General features: G+C 47.3%; 15 protein-coding genes. 8 read left to right on the top strand and 7 right to left on the bottom strand.

Annotated elements, in window-relative coordinates; all coding sequences use genetic code 11:
- Nucleotides 1-180: 180 nt before the first annotated feature.
- The 5 genes from V1501_RS03565 to V1501_RS03545 form a co-directional block, all read right to left on the bottom strand.
- On the bottom strand, nt 181-603 hold the full coding sequence (locus tag V1501_RS03565) for a phage holin family protein (RefSeq protein WP_409291483.1): 423 nt from the start codon (nt 601-603) through the stop codon (nt 181-183).
- 183 nt (nt 604-786) lie between these two features.
- Nucleotides 787-1155, bottom strand: coding sequence for an ArpU family phage packaging/lysis transcriptional regulator (locus V1501_RS03560; protein WP_409291482.1), 369 nt, complete (start codon nt 1153-1155; stop codon nt 787-789).
- A gap of 135 nt (nt 1156-1290) precedes the next feature.
- Nucleotides 1291-1956: a C39 family peptidase gene (locus V1501_RS03555; protein WP_409293235.1), complete on the bottom strand. Its 666-nt coding sequence runs from the start codon at nt 1954-1956 to the stop codon at nt 1291-1293.
- Nucleotides 1957-2122: 166 nt separating this feature from the next.
- On the bottom strand, nt 2123-3961 hold the full coding sequence (locus tag V1501_RS03550; RefSeq protein ID WP_409291481.1) for an ABC transporter ATP-binding protein: 1839 nt from the start codon (nt 3959-3961) through the stop codon (nt 2123-2125).
- Nucleotides 3955-5685 carry an ABC transporter ATP-binding protein gene (locus V1501_RS03545; RefSeq protein WP_409291480.1) on the bottom strand — a complete coding sequence of 577 codons (1731 nt, stop codon included), beginning with the start codon at nt 5683-5685 and terminating at the stop codon, nt 3955-3957. The genes V1501_RS03550 and V1501_RS03545 overlap by 7 nt, the downstream gene beginning before the upstream one ends.
- A 205-nt stretch (nt 5686-5890) precedes the next feature.
- Between V1501_RS03545 and hutG the strand changes: the two genes are divergently transcribed.
- Nucleotides 5891-6859: a formimidoylglutamase gene (gene hutG, locus V1501_RS03540; protein ID WP_409291479.1), complete on the top strand. Its 969-nt coding sequence runs from the start codon at nt 5891-5893 to the stop codon at nt 6857-6859.
- A 195-nt stretch (nt 6860-7054) separates the two neighbouring features.
- On the top strand, nt 7055-9094 hold the full coding sequence (locus tag V1501_RS03535) for a molybdopterin-dependent oxidoreductase (RefSeq protein WP_409291478.1): 2040 nt from the start codon (nt 7055-7057) through the stop codon (nt 9092-9094).
- A gap of 31 nt (nt 9095-9125) precedes the next feature.
- Here the strand turns inward: V1501_RS03535 and lepB are convergent, their stop codons facing one another.
- Entirely contained in the window at nt 9126-9671 is a 546-nt protein-coding gene (gene lepB, locus V1501_RS03530) for a signal peptidase I (RefSeq protein ID WP_409291477.1), read from the bottom strand.
- 642 nt (nt 9672-10313) lie between these two features.
- Here lepB and qoxA point away from each other — a divergent pair.
- From qoxA to qoxD, 4 genes are read left to right on the top strand one after another with little or no spacing between them, the layout of a single operon-like run.
- The gene (gene qoxA / locus V1501_RS03525; protein ID WP_409291476.1) at nt 10314-11261 is read left to right on the top strand and encodes a cytochrome aa3 quinol oxidase subunit II; all 948 of its coding nucleotides are present in this window, start codon (nt 10314-10316) and stop codon (nt 11259-11261) included.
- A gap of 59 nt (nt 11262-11320) precedes the next feature.
- Nucleotides 11321-13267, top strand: coding sequence for a cytochrome aa3 quinol oxidase subunit I (gene qoxB / locus V1501_RS03520; protein ID WP_409291475.1), 1947 nt, complete (start codon nt 11321-11323; stop codon nt 13265-13267).
- Nucleotides 13267-13863 carry a cytochrome aa3 quinol oxidase subunit III gene (gene qoxC, locus V1501_RS03515; protein WP_409291474.1) on the top strand — a complete coding sequence of 199 codons (597 nt, stop codon included), beginning with the start codon at nt 13267-13269 and terminating at the stop codon, nt 13861-13863. The genes qoxB and qoxC overlap by 1 nt, the downstream gene beginning before the upstream one ends.
- 2 nt (nt 13864-13865) lie before the next feature.
- Nucleotides 13866-14150: a cytochrome aa3 quinol oxidase subunit IV gene (gene qoxD / locus V1501_RS03510; protein ID WP_409291473.1), complete on the top strand. Its 285-nt coding sequence runs from the start codon at nt 13866-13868 to the stop codon at nt 14148-14150.
- Between the two features lie 44 nt (nt 14151-14194).
- Here the strand turns inward: qoxD and V1501_RS03505 are convergent, their stop codons facing one another.
- Entirely contained in the window at nt 14195-14416 is a 222-nt protein-coding gene (locus tag V1501_RS03505; protein ID WP_409291472.1) for a hypothetical protein, read from the bottom strand.
- 246 nt (nt 14417-14662) lie between these two features.
- On the opposite strand from V1501_RS03505, the gene V1501_RS03500 reads away from it, so the two are divergent.
- Both V1501_RS03500 and V1501_RS03495 read left to right on the top strand, forming a co-directional pair.
- Nucleotides 14663-15703: a M14 family zinc carboxypeptidase gene (locus tag V1501_RS03500; RefSeq protein ID WP_409291471.1), complete on the top strand. Its 1041-nt coding sequence runs from the start codon at nt 14663-14665 to the stop codon at nt 15701-15703.
- A gap of 141 nt (nt 15704-15844) precedes the next feature.
- Nucleotides 15845-16585, top strand: coding sequence for a hypothetical protein (locus tag V1501_RS03495; RefSeq protein ID WP_409291470.1), 741 nt, complete (start codon nt 15845-15847; stop codon nt 16583-16585).
- Nucleotides 16586-16651 lie beyond the last annotated feature (66 nt).

The raw sequence follows: 16651 nt of genomic DNA, 5'->3' as shown, positions 1-16651 counted from the left end.
ATCATACCTCCAAAGAAATATTTGCTTTCAGGATATTAGATACCCCGTGGAAGACAAGATAATCCTGCTGGAGGGATTTGTCGATTTATTCCGTTTTCATCCAGTTTTTAAAGAAGCCCTAACCTTAAAAAACGGGATCCCGCTTTATATAGCAATTCCGTATCTATTCCTTTCAGCACACTAATCGCCGCTGGGCCCTTCCTCATCCTTTTCGCCCAGAAGGTCCATTATTCTGGATACTGCCGCCGGGGCACGCAGACCCAGCTTATTGAGGTTTTCCATTATCGCTATTCCCTCATTGCCAATTAAAAATACAATGGCCGCTGATCTGATGAATTGTTCTGCATTGCCCATTACAATATCAAGCTGGACAGCCGCAATCAGCAGAAGCAGGGAAGACATTTTTTTCAGGATAGAGTGTATGGCATGTTTACAGCTTAATTCCTTGTTGCAGATAAGACAGACGGCCCTGCCTGCCAATTCGCAGCTGACCATGATAAACCAGGAAAGCAGGAGCTTGTCCATACCGCCGGCCACATATATTCCAGCTTCCATTAAACAGTCCATGAAACTTTGACAGGTTAGAGACAAACCAATATTCATAAAGCACGCCTCCTTAATTGTTAAAAATAGAACATTTGTTCTGTTTTTATTTTACAGCTAATAGGAAGGCGGCGTGGTGCCTCGTTTATCTTCTTTTTTTCCAGGTTTTGTCCAGGAGGCGGGCAGTTTCTATACCCAGCATGAAGCGGGTGCGGGCCGGTTTTCATCCTCTGCAGAAAATCCTTAAATGACCCCCAGTGCCGTGGCAAGTGCTTTCAGCGCATCCTTCTTTTTTGCATAATATTTAGCCTTTTTAATCCCAAGCTCCAGATATACTTCCAAATCAGTCGGGTCGCGCTGGCCCAGGTATTTCTTCTCTATCAGCTCCCTCTCAAGCGGATCGAGCGACTCTTCCAATGCCCGCTGGATCTGCAACACTTTTAAATAAGAAGTATCGCCCGTTTCCCTTACTGAAGGAAACAGATCCACAATGCCGGCGCGCTCCCTCTCTTGAATGTTTTCAAGCTGTACTTTCAGGATCCTGTATTGCTTCAGTTCAGCGATGATCAGTTTGTTCAGTGCTTTTTCATCGAAGAAGTTTTCTCTATTCATATTCCATCCCCCCTTCTTCTCCTTGTCTAACGTGAGTCTTTATTTCTATTTTATTACAAGTTGAAAAGCAAAAACAAGAACACTTGTTCCTATATTTTTCTCAAAAAAGAGGCTGTCCCTTTATGGGACAACCCCTTACGCCTCTATTGTCAAAGCCTGGCTGCCCATCTGCTTCCAGGCTTTGATAAAGTTTTCTCTCGGCAGCTTCCTGTTTTTATGTCCATAAGGATCATTGACGTAAATATGTTCAGGATCATACCCCGTGATTACAACGCTGTGTTCCTTAAAAGTTACTTTGATTTCCCCCTGAGGAGTGGACCATTCAATGAAATCATTTACCGGGGCAAATTCTGCTGTCGTGATAATCCATACCGGTGAACCGCTTCCCACCTCTTTCAACAGCTCGTCAAAATGCTGACCCGTTAAGTTTCTGACTTTATCGCCAGCATATTTCCTGGCAAGCTTTGTAATGGGTGCCTGATAGACTCCAAGACCCGGCCCTTCTTCCATATTCCCGACAAAGCCGGCATTCGGATTTCCTCTTTGTCCGCTCTGATAGGTGAGGGGGACCCGTTTAATGGCAGAAGCCAGTTCATTTTTTGTCACATCAATGTCCCTGTAATTCATCAGCATGGCCAGGCTGGTCACTTCACATCCATTGTACAGCCTCGGGGCCTCCATCTGGTTCAGCAGTGGAACATCCAGCAGCTGTTTGACTGGTGCTTTAACAGTTTTTTTTGTTTTTCTGCTTTCTGATCCTAAGTTTGAGTCCTGTGCCCTGAAATCGCTAAAATCCTGCATCGCAGAACAGGAACTGAGGATTGCCATTGAAGCAAGGACTGCTATAAGTTTTACTCTCATTTACTTGGCTGCTCCTTTAATGTGCTTTGAGTAATTCTATCGTAACACAATCATAGAAAAATATGCGCAGCCTTTACTTGTAAAAAGAAGGGTCCTTTTACCCAAATCACGCATTCATCTTTTGCAGCTGGCTGCTGAAAAGGTTGTGGTAATAACCTTTTTGCCCCAGCAGTTCTTCATGTGAACCTTTTTCAATGATGCGGCCTTCGTTCAGCACGATGATCTGGTCTGCCTGCTGGATTGTGTTCAGTCTATGCGCGATCACGAAACTTGTCCTGCCTTTCATCAGCCTTTGCAGCGCTTCCTGAATCTTAATTTCGGTTATGGTATCTATGCTGCTCGTAGCCTCATCCAGAATCAGAATTGACGGATCTGCGAGGATAGCCCTTGCGATGGACAGCAGCTGCTTCTGGCCCTGGCTGATCCCTCCTCCGTCCTGTTTGAGGACAGCATCATACTTTCCGGGGAGTTTTTGGATAAAGGAATGGGCGTTGGCAAGCCTTGCCGCATCCTCCACTTCCTCATCAGAGGCATCCAGCCTGCCATAGCGGATGTTATCCCGGACAGAACCCTGGAATAGATAGGAATCCTGGAGCACAAACCCCATGTGTCTCCGCAGTTCTTCCCTTTTTATCCTGCGTAACTCCTTGCCGTCAATCAAAATGCTGCCTTCATTGGTATCATAAAACCTGGAAAGGAGGTTGATGATGGTGGTTTTTCCAGCGCCTGTCGCGCCGGCAAGGGCGACCGTCTCACCGGGTGCAGCCCTGAAGGTGATATGCTCGACCGTGGTGCCTTCACTGCTGTAGGAAAATGAAACGTCCTTGAACTCTACTTCACCTTTGATCTCTGTCAGCTGAATGGTATTTTTTTCATCAGAAGCTTCTTCTTGCTCATCCAAGATATCAAATACCCGCTCCGCCCCAGCAATCGCAGAAAGGACCGTGTTAAACTGGTTGGCAAGATCGTTGAGAGGCCGGGTGAATTGCCGTGAATATTCAGCAAAAATCACGATGGTTCCTATTGTGATATGTCCCATATAGGCCAGATATCCGCCTATCCCTGCAATAACGGTAAAGCTTAGATTATTAAGGCCATTCATCAGTTTAGGAATGAATCCTGAATAGCAGGAGGCCCAGAATCCTGCTCTTTTCAGCCTCTCATTTTTAATCATCAGCTCATCCATGACCCGTCGTTCCTGCGAGAAAGTTTTGACGATCCTTTGCCCTGAAATGATTTCTTCAATAAAACCATTCAGCTCGCCCAGATTTCGCTGCTGGGATTTGAACAGGCGCCCTGTCCTTTTTGTGATCCACCTCATCCCCGCGGCCATTAATGGAATGATGATCAAAGTAAGAAAGGTCAAGAGCGGACTGAGATACAGCATTACCGATATGGTGCCGGCAAGCGTGAGGATACTTGAGATGATCTGAATGACTGAGCTGTTCAAAGTGGAGCTCACATTTTCAATATCATTGGTCACCCGGCTCATCAGCTCGCCATGCTGCCTTCTATCAAAGAAAGGGATGGGCAGCCTGTGCAGGTGGCCGAACAGCTGCCCCCGCATCGTGGAGACCGTTTCCTGTGCAATGCCGATCATCCAGTAATTCTGCAGGAACAATGAGACAGAGTTCAGGATGTAAATAACCAAGAGAGCCGCCAGCACGGCCGCAATACCGCTGCTTTCCTTCGTCACGATGAACCAGTCGACAGCACGGCCCGCAAGGAAGGGGCCGAGCAGGCCGAAAATGGAGCTTAGGACCACCATGGAGATGACCAGGAACAGCTGGTTTTTATAACCGGCAAGATAGTCCCATAGCCGCCTCAGCGTTTTTTGCTGATTCTTCGCCCTCGGCTTCTTTTTTTCCGGAAGCTGTTCCCTCAATATTTCTTGTTGGTCCAGGACATGCTTGTATTGAAAAGGCTTCTTCAGCTCATCTAGCATATTTCCTCCTGCCCTCCTTCAAACTGTGATTGGTAGATTTTTAAATAAAGGGGCGATTTTCTTAGAAGTGTTTCATGATTTCCTGCTGCAAGCAGTGCGCCATCCTCAAGCAGCAGGATTGTATCTGCCTCCATGGCTGTACTGATTTTCTGCGTAATGATGAATGTGGTGCAGCGGTACTCCTCCAGCGCCTGAAACAAGGCTGCCTCCGTTTTCAGGTCAAGTGCGCTTGTACTGTCATCGAGCATCAGGATCTTCGGAGTCCTCACAAGAGCACGGGCAATCGAGAGTCTCTGCTTTTGGCCGCCTGATAAATTGACACCTTTTTGGCCGATTACTGCATCATATTGCAGAGGCAGCTTCATGATGGTTTCATGGATCTGGGCAGCCCTGGCTGCCTTAATGATTTCCTCCTGGGAGGCGTTTTCCTTCCCCCACGCTATATTATCTTTTACCGTCCCTGTGAACAGCAGGGCTTCCTGCGGTACATAGCCGATTAGACTCCTTAATTCGGAAAGTCTGAAGGTGCGGATCGGTTTTCCATCGATGAGGACATCTCCCCCTGATGCATCGTATAGGCGGGGAATCAGCTGGAACAGGGTTGTCTTGCCGGATCCGGTGGCTCCTAGGATGGCAGCAGTCTCGCCCGCCTTAACCTTGAAGCTGATGCCGTGGAGCACATGTTCTGACGTTTCCGGATAGGCAAAGCTGACTGACTGGAACTCGACTTCACCCTGTATTAAACCGCGGGCTGGATTTGTGCCAGTTCCATCAATCATCGGGTCATCCATATCAAGGACCTCTGTAATTCTGGCTGCCGATGCCCGTGCCCGGGAGAAAGCCGCAATTATAAAAGATAATGGCGAAAAGGCGGATGTGATTCTAGCTGTATAGTTAACAATGGCCACCACCTCCCCGACTTTTGCCCCGTTTCCCTGGATCAGATCGCTTCCTGCCCAGAGGATCCCAATCACACAGATATTCATAAACAGCAGCAAAAGAGGGTTTACAGTCTCCATGATTCGGAGGGAATGGACGGTTTGACCTTTCAGATCCATGTTCGCCTTCCCAAAGCGTCCCTCTTCGTAATCCCGTCTGAGAAACGCCTTGATCAGTCTGATAGCTGTGAGGTTTTCCCTCATCACACTATTTACCCGGTCCAGCCTGACCTGGACGGTTTTAAAGAGAGTTCCTCCTTTATTCATCACCCAGCCGAGGAATATCATAAGAAGCGGAATCACCGCAGCCAGCACGAGGGCCAGTTTAGCATTCACCATAAAAGCCATGATGGTACTGCCGATGATCAAAAGCGGTGCCCGGAGCATGATGCGCAGGGCCATGAACACTGTATTCTGTACCTGAGTCACATCATTAGTCATCCTGGTAATCAGGGAAGAAGCCGGAAACCTGCTGAAACTTTCAAACGAGAAGGACTGAATTCTGCTGAAGACCTCCCGCCTCACGTCATACGCAAAGCTCTGGCTCACATGAGAGGCATAAAAGGAATTAATGATTCCCCCAATGAAGGCAAATATTGAAACAGCCAGCAGCACACCGCCCCATTTTGCAATCACCCCCATCTCACCAGCTATAACACCATCATCCACAATCTTAGAAATAATCAAAGGCTGCCACAGCTCCACAGCCAGCTCCACCAGCATAAAAACAAGCGCCACCCCTGCAGGCAGACGGTACCTCCTCAAAAACCCAAACATCCTTCGCATAAAAAAGGCCTCCTAAAATGGGGAACAGCCCCCTATTTCCCGAGCCTTTCAGCCGCGCCAATGCTGCAATCCATATGGGGACTGAGCCTTTTCCCAAATTCATCTTACGGAACGGGTCCCTGCCCCGCTGGAGAATGGCACGTCTTAGGCTTATAATTTAAATGAACTTAATTATCTAAAAATTTCAATATAAAGGAAGGATACCATGTATGAGTTGAGTGAGCCACATATGTGGACTGGGCGTGTGGACAGTACAGAGAACCTTAACGCTTTCCGCCTGCATCAGGCTGTGGAATTCATGAATGTTTTTCAGCCGGCCGGTTTCTCGAAGCCTGGTGCGATTGGAATCATTGGCTTTAAAAGTGATGAGGGAGTCAGGAGAAATAAAGGGCGCACCGGCAGTTGTCTCGCTCCCGACGAACTAAGGAAAGGTCTGGCTGCCCTCCCCCTGCCTTCAGGAGCCAGGCTGATTGATTTCGGAAGCATTGTCTGTGAGGGAGGCGGGCTTGAAGAAGCACAGGGAGAGCTGGGACGTGCTGTTTCCAGGCTGTTTGCGGAAGGCATCTTCCCCATTATCCTCGGAGGCGGCCATGAGGTGGCGTTTGGGCATTACCTGGGGTATGAAGACAGCCTGAACGAGATGCCGTCTGTCGGAATCGTCAATATCGATGCACATTTTGACATGCGTCCCTATGAACAGGAAACGTCATCCGGCACCATGTTCCGCCAGATTCTTGACCGAAACAGTGAAGCCGGGTATTTTTGTACCGGCATCCAGCCTGCGGGCAATACCGGGTATTTGTTTGAAACAGCACGAAAATATCGCACATCCTATATTTTAGAAGAAGATCTGACAGAACATACACTCAAAGGCTGCCTGAAAAAGCTTGAGGAATTCATGGATGACAAAGCGGACTGCATGCTGACTCTTTGCTGTGATGTCCTGGAGGCAGCACATGCCCCAGGTGTGAGCGCTCCCTCTCCATTCGGGCTCCACCCTAAGTTGGTCCGGTCCCTGATCAGGCGGCTGGCTGCCCATCCCAGAGTAAGAAGCTTTGACATCGCCGAGGTGAATCCTCGCCTTGATGAAGACGGGCGGACCGTTAAATTGGCGGCCCTGCTGATACACGAAGTAATAGCGGCACGAACGCGGCTGGCCGACAGCACAGTATAACAGAAGAACCTTATTGGATTATCAGTAAAACTGTACCATTTTAAGTCATTTGCATCTTGCTGGAATATGCCCCATCCCTTATGATGGGGACAGTCCCCCTGACAACCAATTTGGTGCCAGGTGTGCCATCCACCGGGCTATTCAGGGAAGTAATCGGGAAATGGGGTCAGTCCCCCCAAAAACAAGGAGGCAGCGATGAAAAATTATGTTGATCAGGAGGAAGGTGTATTTTCATCAGTATGTCCACTCGATTGTCCGGATCAGTGCGGGCTGCTGCTGCATAAGGCGGGCGGACGCATTGTGAAAGTCGAAGGTGATCCGGATCACCCTGTGACAGAGGGTCATATCTGTAATAAGGTCCGAAATATGCCGCACCGTTTATATGATGAGAAGCGGCTGAAGCACCCGCTTAGGCGGACTGGTCCAAAAGGTTCAGGGCAATTCGAGAGAATTTCCTGGGAAGAAGCTATACAATCCATCACCGGCAAATGGCAGGAATTGATGGAGGACCACGGTTCTGAAAGCATTCTTCCTTACAGCTTTTATGGAAATATGGGGAATCTGAGCGCAGAGGGAATGGACCGGCGTTTTTTCAATAGACTGGGAGCCAGCAGCTTAGAGCGGTCTATCTGTAACTCGGCAGGAGCAGCCGGCTATACCTATACAATGGGCGGCAGCATTGGTACTGACCCGGAGGAAACCGTCCATGCCAAACTCTTCATCTTCTGGGGAGTAAATGCGGTCAGCACAAACATGCACCAGGTCACCCTTGCCCAAAAAGCCCGCAAAAACGGGGCAAAGATTGTAGTGATCGATGTACACAGGAACCGGACAGCCAAGTGGGCAGACTGGTTCATTCCCATCCTGCCGGGCACCGACGCCGCTCTTGCCCTCGGCATCATGCACCTCTTGTTTAAAGAAGGGCTTTGTGACATAGAATTCCTTGAACAATACACGGTGGGCTGGAAGGATTTAAAGGACCACGTCCGGCAGTACGATCCCGAATCTGTATCCGCCATTACGGGGGTGCCCGCTGAGGATATCTATAAGCTTGCACGCATGTACGGCAGCACCTCGCCTTCATTTATCCGGATCGGTAACGGCCCTCAGCACCATGATAACGGCGGCATGTGTATCCGTACCATCTCCTGCCTGCCCGCCCTGACCGGGCAGTGGCTGAAGAAGGGCGGCGGTGCGATCAAAGGCAACTCTGCTTTCCTTGCACACAACAGCCGTGCTCTTCAGAGACCGGAATTAATGAAAAAAAAGACCCGCAGTATCAATATGAACGCAATCGGAAAGGCCCTCCTTGAGGCCTCAGGGCCCCGGATCCACTCTCTTTTTGTTTACAGCTCAAACCCCGCAGTTGTGGCCCCGGAAGGAAATAAGGTAAGAGAAGGGCTTTTGCGCGAGGATCTATTCACAGTAGTGCACGATCTGTTCTTAACTGAAACTGCCCTGTACGCCGACATCATTCTTCCTGCTGCTTCCTCATTTGAAAATACGGACTTTTACACATCATACTGGCATCATTATATCCAGCTGCAAAAGCCGGTTGTGCATCCGTATTACGAATCAAAATCCAACACTGAGGTCTTTCGCCTGCTCTCCCGGGGAATGGGATTTAATGATGACTGTCTCCAGGAAACAGATGAAGAATTGATCCGGCAGGCCCTTGATAATCCGGATAACCCTCATGTACAGCACATCAGCTATGAGGCGCTTTCCAAACAGCCATATATTAAAGCTGACCGCAGGGGAATCTTCCCGGAAACCCTTCCGACACCGAGCGGCAGGATTGAATTGTACTCAAGGAAAATGGAACGGGACGGGTATCCCGCCCTGCCGACTTATATGCCCCTTCCCGAGGAGTCCTTCCCCCTCTTGTTCGTACCGGCACCGAACCATAACTTTCTCAATTCAACTTTCTCTAACAATGAAAGGCATATCGGTTTTGAGAAAGTCCCTCTCCTCTATATGCATAGAGATGATGCGGTTCAGAGGGGCATTGAAGACGGCGACAAAATCGTTTTATGGAACGGGCGCGGTGAATGCACACTGACTGTGTCGGTCGGCCAAGACGTTCTTCCCGGCGCTGTTGTATCCCTCGGGCTATGGTCAGATATTCCTGGCACAAACCAGCTCGTCAACTCCCTTACACCTGACCGAATAGCAGATATGGGCGGAGGGGCTGTATTCTTTTCCGGCAAGGTTGATGTTAAAAAAGCAGAATAAAATGAAAGGAGACGCCTGTGAGGCGTCTCCTTTATTTAGGAATACCGGCATCCCTGAGCGGAGAGAACCGGAATTTCACTTCCCCTATTACTGAATCCATGCGGATAAAACCATATCTTCGGCTGTCACTGCTCCTTAAGCGGTTATCGCCCATAACAAATAAACACCCTTCTGGAACCCTGGCTTTTCCGGTCGTCTCTTGCAGGGTAAAGTCACCCGTAAGCTTTATGCCAGGCGGCAGCTCCGATTTGTTTTCCTTAAGATAGGGCTCCTTATATTTCCTGCCATTTATGTAGAGAACATCATCCACAACAGAGATCCTGTCCCCTGGCAGGCCGATCACCCTTTTTATATAGTTATCATCTGCATCAGGGGCATGAAACACAATGTTGTCAAAGTGATCGATGCGGCTCAGCTTGCTGACAATGATCCTGTTTTTGTCTTCGAAAGCAGGCGACATAGATTCACCATAAACGGTAATGGGAGAAAAAAGAAATTGCCTGCAGATAAATGCAATACCGGCGGCTATCAAGATGGCCCTCAGCCATGCCAGGATTTCCCGGCTGTACTTTTTCATTATATTTCCCTCCTCTGGGCCGCCATGCTGCCCAGGTTTCTATATGATCTATTATAGTCTAGCTTCAGAAGAAATAGTGGCCCAATAAGAGAGAAATACCGGTCAGATTCTTTCAAATTTACGTTTTAGTACAGGAGTAGGCAGGGTATGGGATAAAGTCGTGCATGGAGAGCCGGACGAGGATAATCACTCCGAACCATGTTGTTATTTCAGAATAACATTATAGTGGATATTGATTCTTTTTCAAATGACAGCTGCTCCGTTCACACATTTGTCACACCTTTCACAGTTCTGTCACAGGATATCCTTTTAATACCATGATAGGCAAGAACCTTCACGAATTTGTCACTATTTATGAGTTGTTATTCTGCTAGAAAATTACTAATATATGTATAGGGAGTATGTGAATGTATTAACACTATTCCGCTATTGCAATTATGCTAAACTTGTTTTTTTTTCTAAAAATTACAGGATCCTAATTGCACTTTCCTGGAACCTGCTATATACACGTTTTTATAGCTGAACGAGAGCCGGCTTGGTTTCTTGAAATAGTATGCCCAGGGAAAAAACAAAGTATGTGAAATCATTAACAAACTTTCACTGCAAGCCTTTAAGATTTTAAAAGGAAGAAAGGGGTACAACATGAAAATAAAATGGGCTGTATTAACTCTCGCCTTTGCTGCAATCTCCATGCTGGCAGGCTGTGAGCAGATGATTGTTCTCGATCCTAAAGGACCGATGGCTAAAATTCAGGCAGATGATATCATCATTTCAACCTGGATCATGCTGTTTATTGTATTGGTTGTATTTGGAATTCTTGTATATATGCTCATTAAGTTTCGTGCGTCTAAGCAAAGCAAAGATTACGAGCCGCCGCATATCAAAAGCAGCGTCCTGGTTGAAGCAATCTGTATCGGAATTCCAATTGTAATCGTTACAGTGCTTTCCATTATGTCTGTAAAATCCAACTATGAAGTCGAAGCTAAACCAAAAGGCTATGAAGACGAAAAGCCATTGGTTGTTTATGCAGCATCTTCCGATTGGAAATGGCATTTCAGCTATCCTGAAGAAAATATCGAAACGGTAAACTATTTAAATATACCCACTGACCGTCCGCTTGAATTCAAGCTGTATTCATACGGACCTATTACAAGCTTCTGGATACCGCAGCTTGGCGGCCAGAAATACGCGATGAGCGACATGGTCAACACCCTTCACCTGGCAGCTGATGTTCCCGGAGAATATATGGGAAGGAATGCTAACTTCAGCGGGAAAGGATTCGCTGAAAACACATTTGATGTCCAGGCTATGAAACCTGCTGAGTATCAGGAGTGGGTTGATGAAGTAAAAGCGACTGCCAAGCCGCTGACAGAAGAAAAATTTGATAAATTGCTTGAACCTGGCCATCTGGGAAGATCCACTTATACCGGAACCCACCTGGAATTCAGCCCGCCGCCTACACCGGCAAATGGCGGACATGATCACGGCGGACACGGGAATTCGGATGAAACTTCCGAGGATGGCAAAAAAGGTGAACACGAAGAAGAAAAATCAAAAGAACCTAAAGGCCATTCCGAACACAATCATTAATAGGGGAATTTCCCCGTTAAACGTACGACATTATATATATCCTGAAAGGAGCCACACACATGGATTTCTTTGATCGATTTGCGATACCTCATCCAAGCCCTGTGATTTATGCATCTATGGTTGCCATCGGCCTTACAGTTATCGCAATCATCGCAGGTGTGACCTATTTTAAGAAATGGGGCTACCTATGGCGTGAATGGCTGACCACAGTCGACCATAAGCGCATTGGTATCATGTATCTGATATCAGCACTTCTCATGCTGTTCCGCGGCGGCGTCGATGCCATCATGCTGCGCGCCCAGCTGGCAACACCTGAAGCAAAGCTTCTCGATGCCCAGCATTATAATGAAATATTCTCAACACATGGTGTTGTCATGATTCTTTTCATGGCCATGCCGTTTATCATGGCTCTTATGAATTTTGTTGTACCGCTTCAAATCGGCGCAAGGGATGTTGCATTCCCACGCCTGAACGCACTCAGCTTCTGGCTGTTCTTTATGGGCGCGATGCTGTTTAACATTTCTTTCGTAATCGGTGGTTCTCCCGATGCCGGCTGGACATCCTACTTCCCTCTCGCAGGCAAAGAGTTCAGTGAATCAGTGGGTACGAACTATTATATGATCGCCATCCAGATTGCCGGTATTGGTACTTTGATGACCGGGATTAACTTCATGACCACGATCCTTAAAATGAGGGCGCCTGGCATGACTTTGATGAAGATGCCAATGTTCACCTGGTCTTCACTTGTAGCTAACCTGATTATCGTATTTGCCTTCCCTGTACTGACAGTGGCACTGGCAATGGGTACCATGGACCGCCTGTTTGGCACCAACTTCTTCACCACCACAAACGGCGGGATGGACATGCTCTGGGCCAACCTGTTCTGGGTATGGGGACATCCGGAAGTATATATTCTGATACTCCCTGCCTTCGGTATATACAGTGAAATTATCTCGACCTTTGCACGTCGTAATCTATACGGCTATAAGTCCATGGTCTACTCCATGGTCGTCATTTCAGCTTACTCCTTCCTGGTCTGGGCTCACCATTTCTTCACAATGGGACAGGGCGCTTTGACAAACAGCATCTTCTCCATCACGACGATGGCGATAGCTGTACCAACAGGGGTGAAGATCTTTAACTGGCTGTTCACTCTTTATAAAGGAAAAATCGAGTTCACAAGCCCTATGCTTTATGCAATGCTGTTCATCCCGCTTTTCACAATCGGCGGTGTGACGGGTGTTATGCTTGCAATGTCAGCAGCAGATTATCAGTATCACAATACTATGTTCCTGGTTGCCCACTTCCATATGGTAATCATTCCCGGCGTAGTATTCGCCATGCTGGCCGGCCTGACTTACTACTGGCCTAAAATGTTCGGGTTTATGCTTAATGAACGCATCGGAAAATGGGCCGCATGGTTCATCACGCTCGGTACGCTTGTTGCCTTCATGCCAATGTTCTTTACCGGCCTTGACGGTCAGGCACGCCGCATGTACACCTACTCCGAGGCATCCGGATTTGGACCGTTGAATTTCATTTCATTCGTCGGTGCCCTTGGACTTGCAGCAGGTTTCGTGCTGATTGTTTACAACATCTATCACAGCACACGCTTTGCTTCCAGGGATATCAGTTCAGATCCATGGGATGCACGTACTATCGAGTGGTCAACACACACTCCGGTGCCTGAATATAACTTTGCACGCCTGCCGCAGGTGGATTCCAGCGAATCTCTCTGGGATGCTAAAAAGCGCGGCCATGTTCTTTTCAAAGGCAAATATGAAAAAATCCATATGCCAAATAACAGCGGAATGCCATTCATCATGGGCTGCATCTTCTTCGCCTGGGGCTTCTCATTCGTATTCGGCATCTGGGTTCCTTTGATCCTTACTACCATCGGAATCTTTGTCTGCATGGCCCTTCGTTCATTTGAAAAAGACCACGGACACTACATCCCGGTTGATGAGATTGAAGAGACTGAAACAAAATTGCGAGGTGCTAACTGATGAAAATAGATAACTCGCTCCCACTAGAATATAGTACAGATGAAAATCGTTTAAAGATTCTTGGTTTCTGGATTTTCCTTGGAGCAGAAATCATGCTTTTCGGTACCCTGTTCGCCTCCTACTTTACATTGGCGGACCGTACGGGCGATGGACCGACTGGGGCGCATTTATTTGAGATCGCCCCGGTCTTGATTGAAACATTCCTTCTCCTTGCAAGCAGCTTCACCATAGGACTTGGCGTTCATGCCATGCGCCTTGGCAAGGTTAAAGCGATGATTTCATTCTTTGTTGTCACCCTGCTTTTGGGACTTGGATTCTTAAGTGTTGAGATTTATGACTTTGTTATGTATGTACATGAAGGAGCCACCATCCAGACGAGCGCCTTCACGTCGATTCTGTTCACAACACTCGGCACACACGGAGCTCACGTTACACTCGGCTTCTTCTGGGGCTTGTTCATTGTTCTGCAGATCAAAAAACGCGGACTGACTCCCGAAACAGCCAATAAATCATTCATCTTCTCACTTTACTGGCATTTCCTTGATGTAGTGTGGATCTTTATCTTCAGCTTCATCTACCTGAAAGGAATGATGTAATCATGAAAGAGCTATTTCCAGTCAAGCAGGTCATGGGCTTTATCTTCTCTCTTGTCCTGACCGCCGTTGCCCTGCTGGTTTACTACCTGGATATGTCCTTTACGGCCGGGATGACAGTGCTTCTATTGACAGCCTTCATCCAGGCCGGACTCCAGCTGATCGTATTCATGCATGCTGGTGAATCGAAGGATAAGGGAGCCATCTATACGAACATCTATTATGGAGTGTTAATGGCCTTGATTACAATCTTCGGTACACTGCTCTGTATGATCTGGGGTTATATTTAAGCCATAGAAAAAGGAGTGCCGGCTGGCACTCCTTTTTTCTATGTTTAAATTCTTTTTCTTCTATATGATTTTTCCAGAACTTCTTCCGTGGCTACCAAAAAGATCCCCATTAAGAAAATAAATATAGCGCCCATTACCGTACCGATGCCAATAGGAGTCCAAACGCTGCTACCGCTTGCAGTGAAACCGATTACAAAGAAGATAATTCCAATAGACAATATTGCTCCGCCGACAAATTTTACTGCATTAAGTACTTTTGCATCCATTACCAACATCCTCCTTTTATGTCTATATTATTCCATAGGGTTCACAATATTGTCAAATTTAATTTGAATTATTGACACATTTATTTATTGACAGAATCCCCATGAATTATCCTTTTTTAGATATATAGATGCATTTTTAGCCAACGTTTACTTAAAAAGACAGGAATTTATCTCTATTAACAGAAAACGGAAGCTATTTTATTATGGTAGTAAGTTATCAAATAATTCTAAAAATGGAGGATTTTGATGAAAAAGAAAATAATCTCTTTATCGTTGACGGGAATAATGGCGTTCGGTGCGATAAATGTAATGTCTGTTCCTGCAGGAGCTGTTGGCAATGGGCCAGGCTATGGAGGCAATGAAACAGTAAATACGTCCATTCTTCATACCTACACAGAATTGGTGGATGAACTCAGAACACAAGATGCCAAGCAGAGTGCGATGACACTCGAGGTAATTGGAAAAACCCTGAAGGGCAGGGATATCCATCTTGCAAAATACATAACCAATCCCAAAAATCCAACCATCCTGTTCCTGACTCAGCAGCATGGCAATGAGCAGCTCACAACTGAAGGAGCCCTTGAGTTCATCAAACATCTTGGCACCGGAAAATTGCAGGGCGTCCTTGACTCCGTTAATGTTCTGGTGCTCCCTATGCTGAATGCTGACGGGGCGATGGGCGACGTCGATTTTTCTCTTGAAGATTATGTGGCAGACGGCGGCCGCCACCTGACCCGTTATAATGCCTCGGGAACGGACCTCAACCGGGACCATGTAGCGAAAGCCCAGCCAGAGACAAAAGCACTCCATAACAATGTTTTTAAAAAATATAAAATTGACTATATGATCGATCTGCATCATCAGGGAACACAGTCTGAAGTGAACGGTAAATATGTTTCAGGCTCCATTCTTTACCCTACCAACCCGAACACTGCTGCTGATGTCCTCGAGCGCTCCAAGAAGCTGGGAGCTGTGGTATATGGCGCAGTCGACCGGACTGGCTGGGGTCATCTTGGCAAGTATGTCGGCGGTTCTGAAGAAAGAATAGGACGCAATGGGGCAGCCGTTCAATACGGCATCTCTTCCCTCCTATTTGAAATGCGGGGCATGTCCGATCATGAGTACGAAGACTATGTACTCGGGCAAAAAAGCAACGGCTACCTCATCAAACAGACTGTCACCACACTTGAAGCCGCTGTTCGCGCCATCGCCGATGGATCCATTGAGACAGCAGACACAAGCTTCTGGGATACACTTCCTGAACAGAAGACCCGGGATACAGAATGATAGAAGGAATAACGCGAAAAAGAAGGAAGAGGATTCCCCCTCTTCCTTCTTTGTGATCTACTAAAACCCGCAGACATTGCGGGCTTTTTTCTGCCCCTGGATGGGAATAATAAAGTAAAGGCCAGAGGGGATGAGATAAAGATGCAGAGCGAAATGTTCACAGACTTTTATCAGGCTATCCAAAATTTAGAGGCAGATCACTTGGATAAACAGGATTTATTAATACCCCGGTTCCTCATCGAGAAAGAAGCGGGGCTTGCCCTGTACTATGCCCCCCATAATGAATGGATCAACAGGGAGGCAAGAGTGGTCGTTGCCGGCATCACGCCGGGATGGCACCAAATGAAAACAGCTTTCGAGGCAGCGAGGGCAGGCATGGAGCTTGGGATGGACTTGGACCAGCTGCTTCAGCATATAAAACGGAGTGCCAGGTTCGCGGGCACCATGAGGAAAAACCTGATTGAGATGCTGGATGGCTGTGGATTGCACGAACACCTCGGCCTTTCAGGTGCAAGCGAGCTGTTTGGCTCAAGAGATGACCTGCTCCATACGACCTCCATCATCAAATATCCTGTGTTTAAGGACGGGCTGAACTACACCGGTCACTCTCCGGCTATCAGCCATTCTGCATTATTGAAGAAATATGCATATGAGGCATTTCCAGAAGAACTGAACTCGCTCCAATCAAAAGTGCTGCTGATTCCCCTGGGAAAAGCGGTAGGCGAAGTCATCCGGTCTTTACAGGGAAAACAGATCATCCCTACTGTTCCCTGCCTATATGGCTTTCCGCACCCATCCGGTGCAAACGGCCATCGGAAAAAGCAATTCGAGGAACATAGAGGGAGCTTTTTAGAGATCATTGAACAGGCCTTTAAGACATAGTAAAAGGACTGGCCATATCGGGGGCCAGCCCTTTGGGATGAAACTTCAATATGGGTACAATTCTTT

The sequence above is a fragment of the Paraperibacillus esterisolvens genome, from assembly GCF_046237625.1.
GTDB classification, from domain to species: domain Bacteria; phylum Bacillota; class Bacilli; order Bacillales; family DSM-1321; genus Paraperibacillus; species Paraperibacillus esterisolvens.
This window is presented reverse-complemented; position numbering and strand designations above follow the sequence as displayed.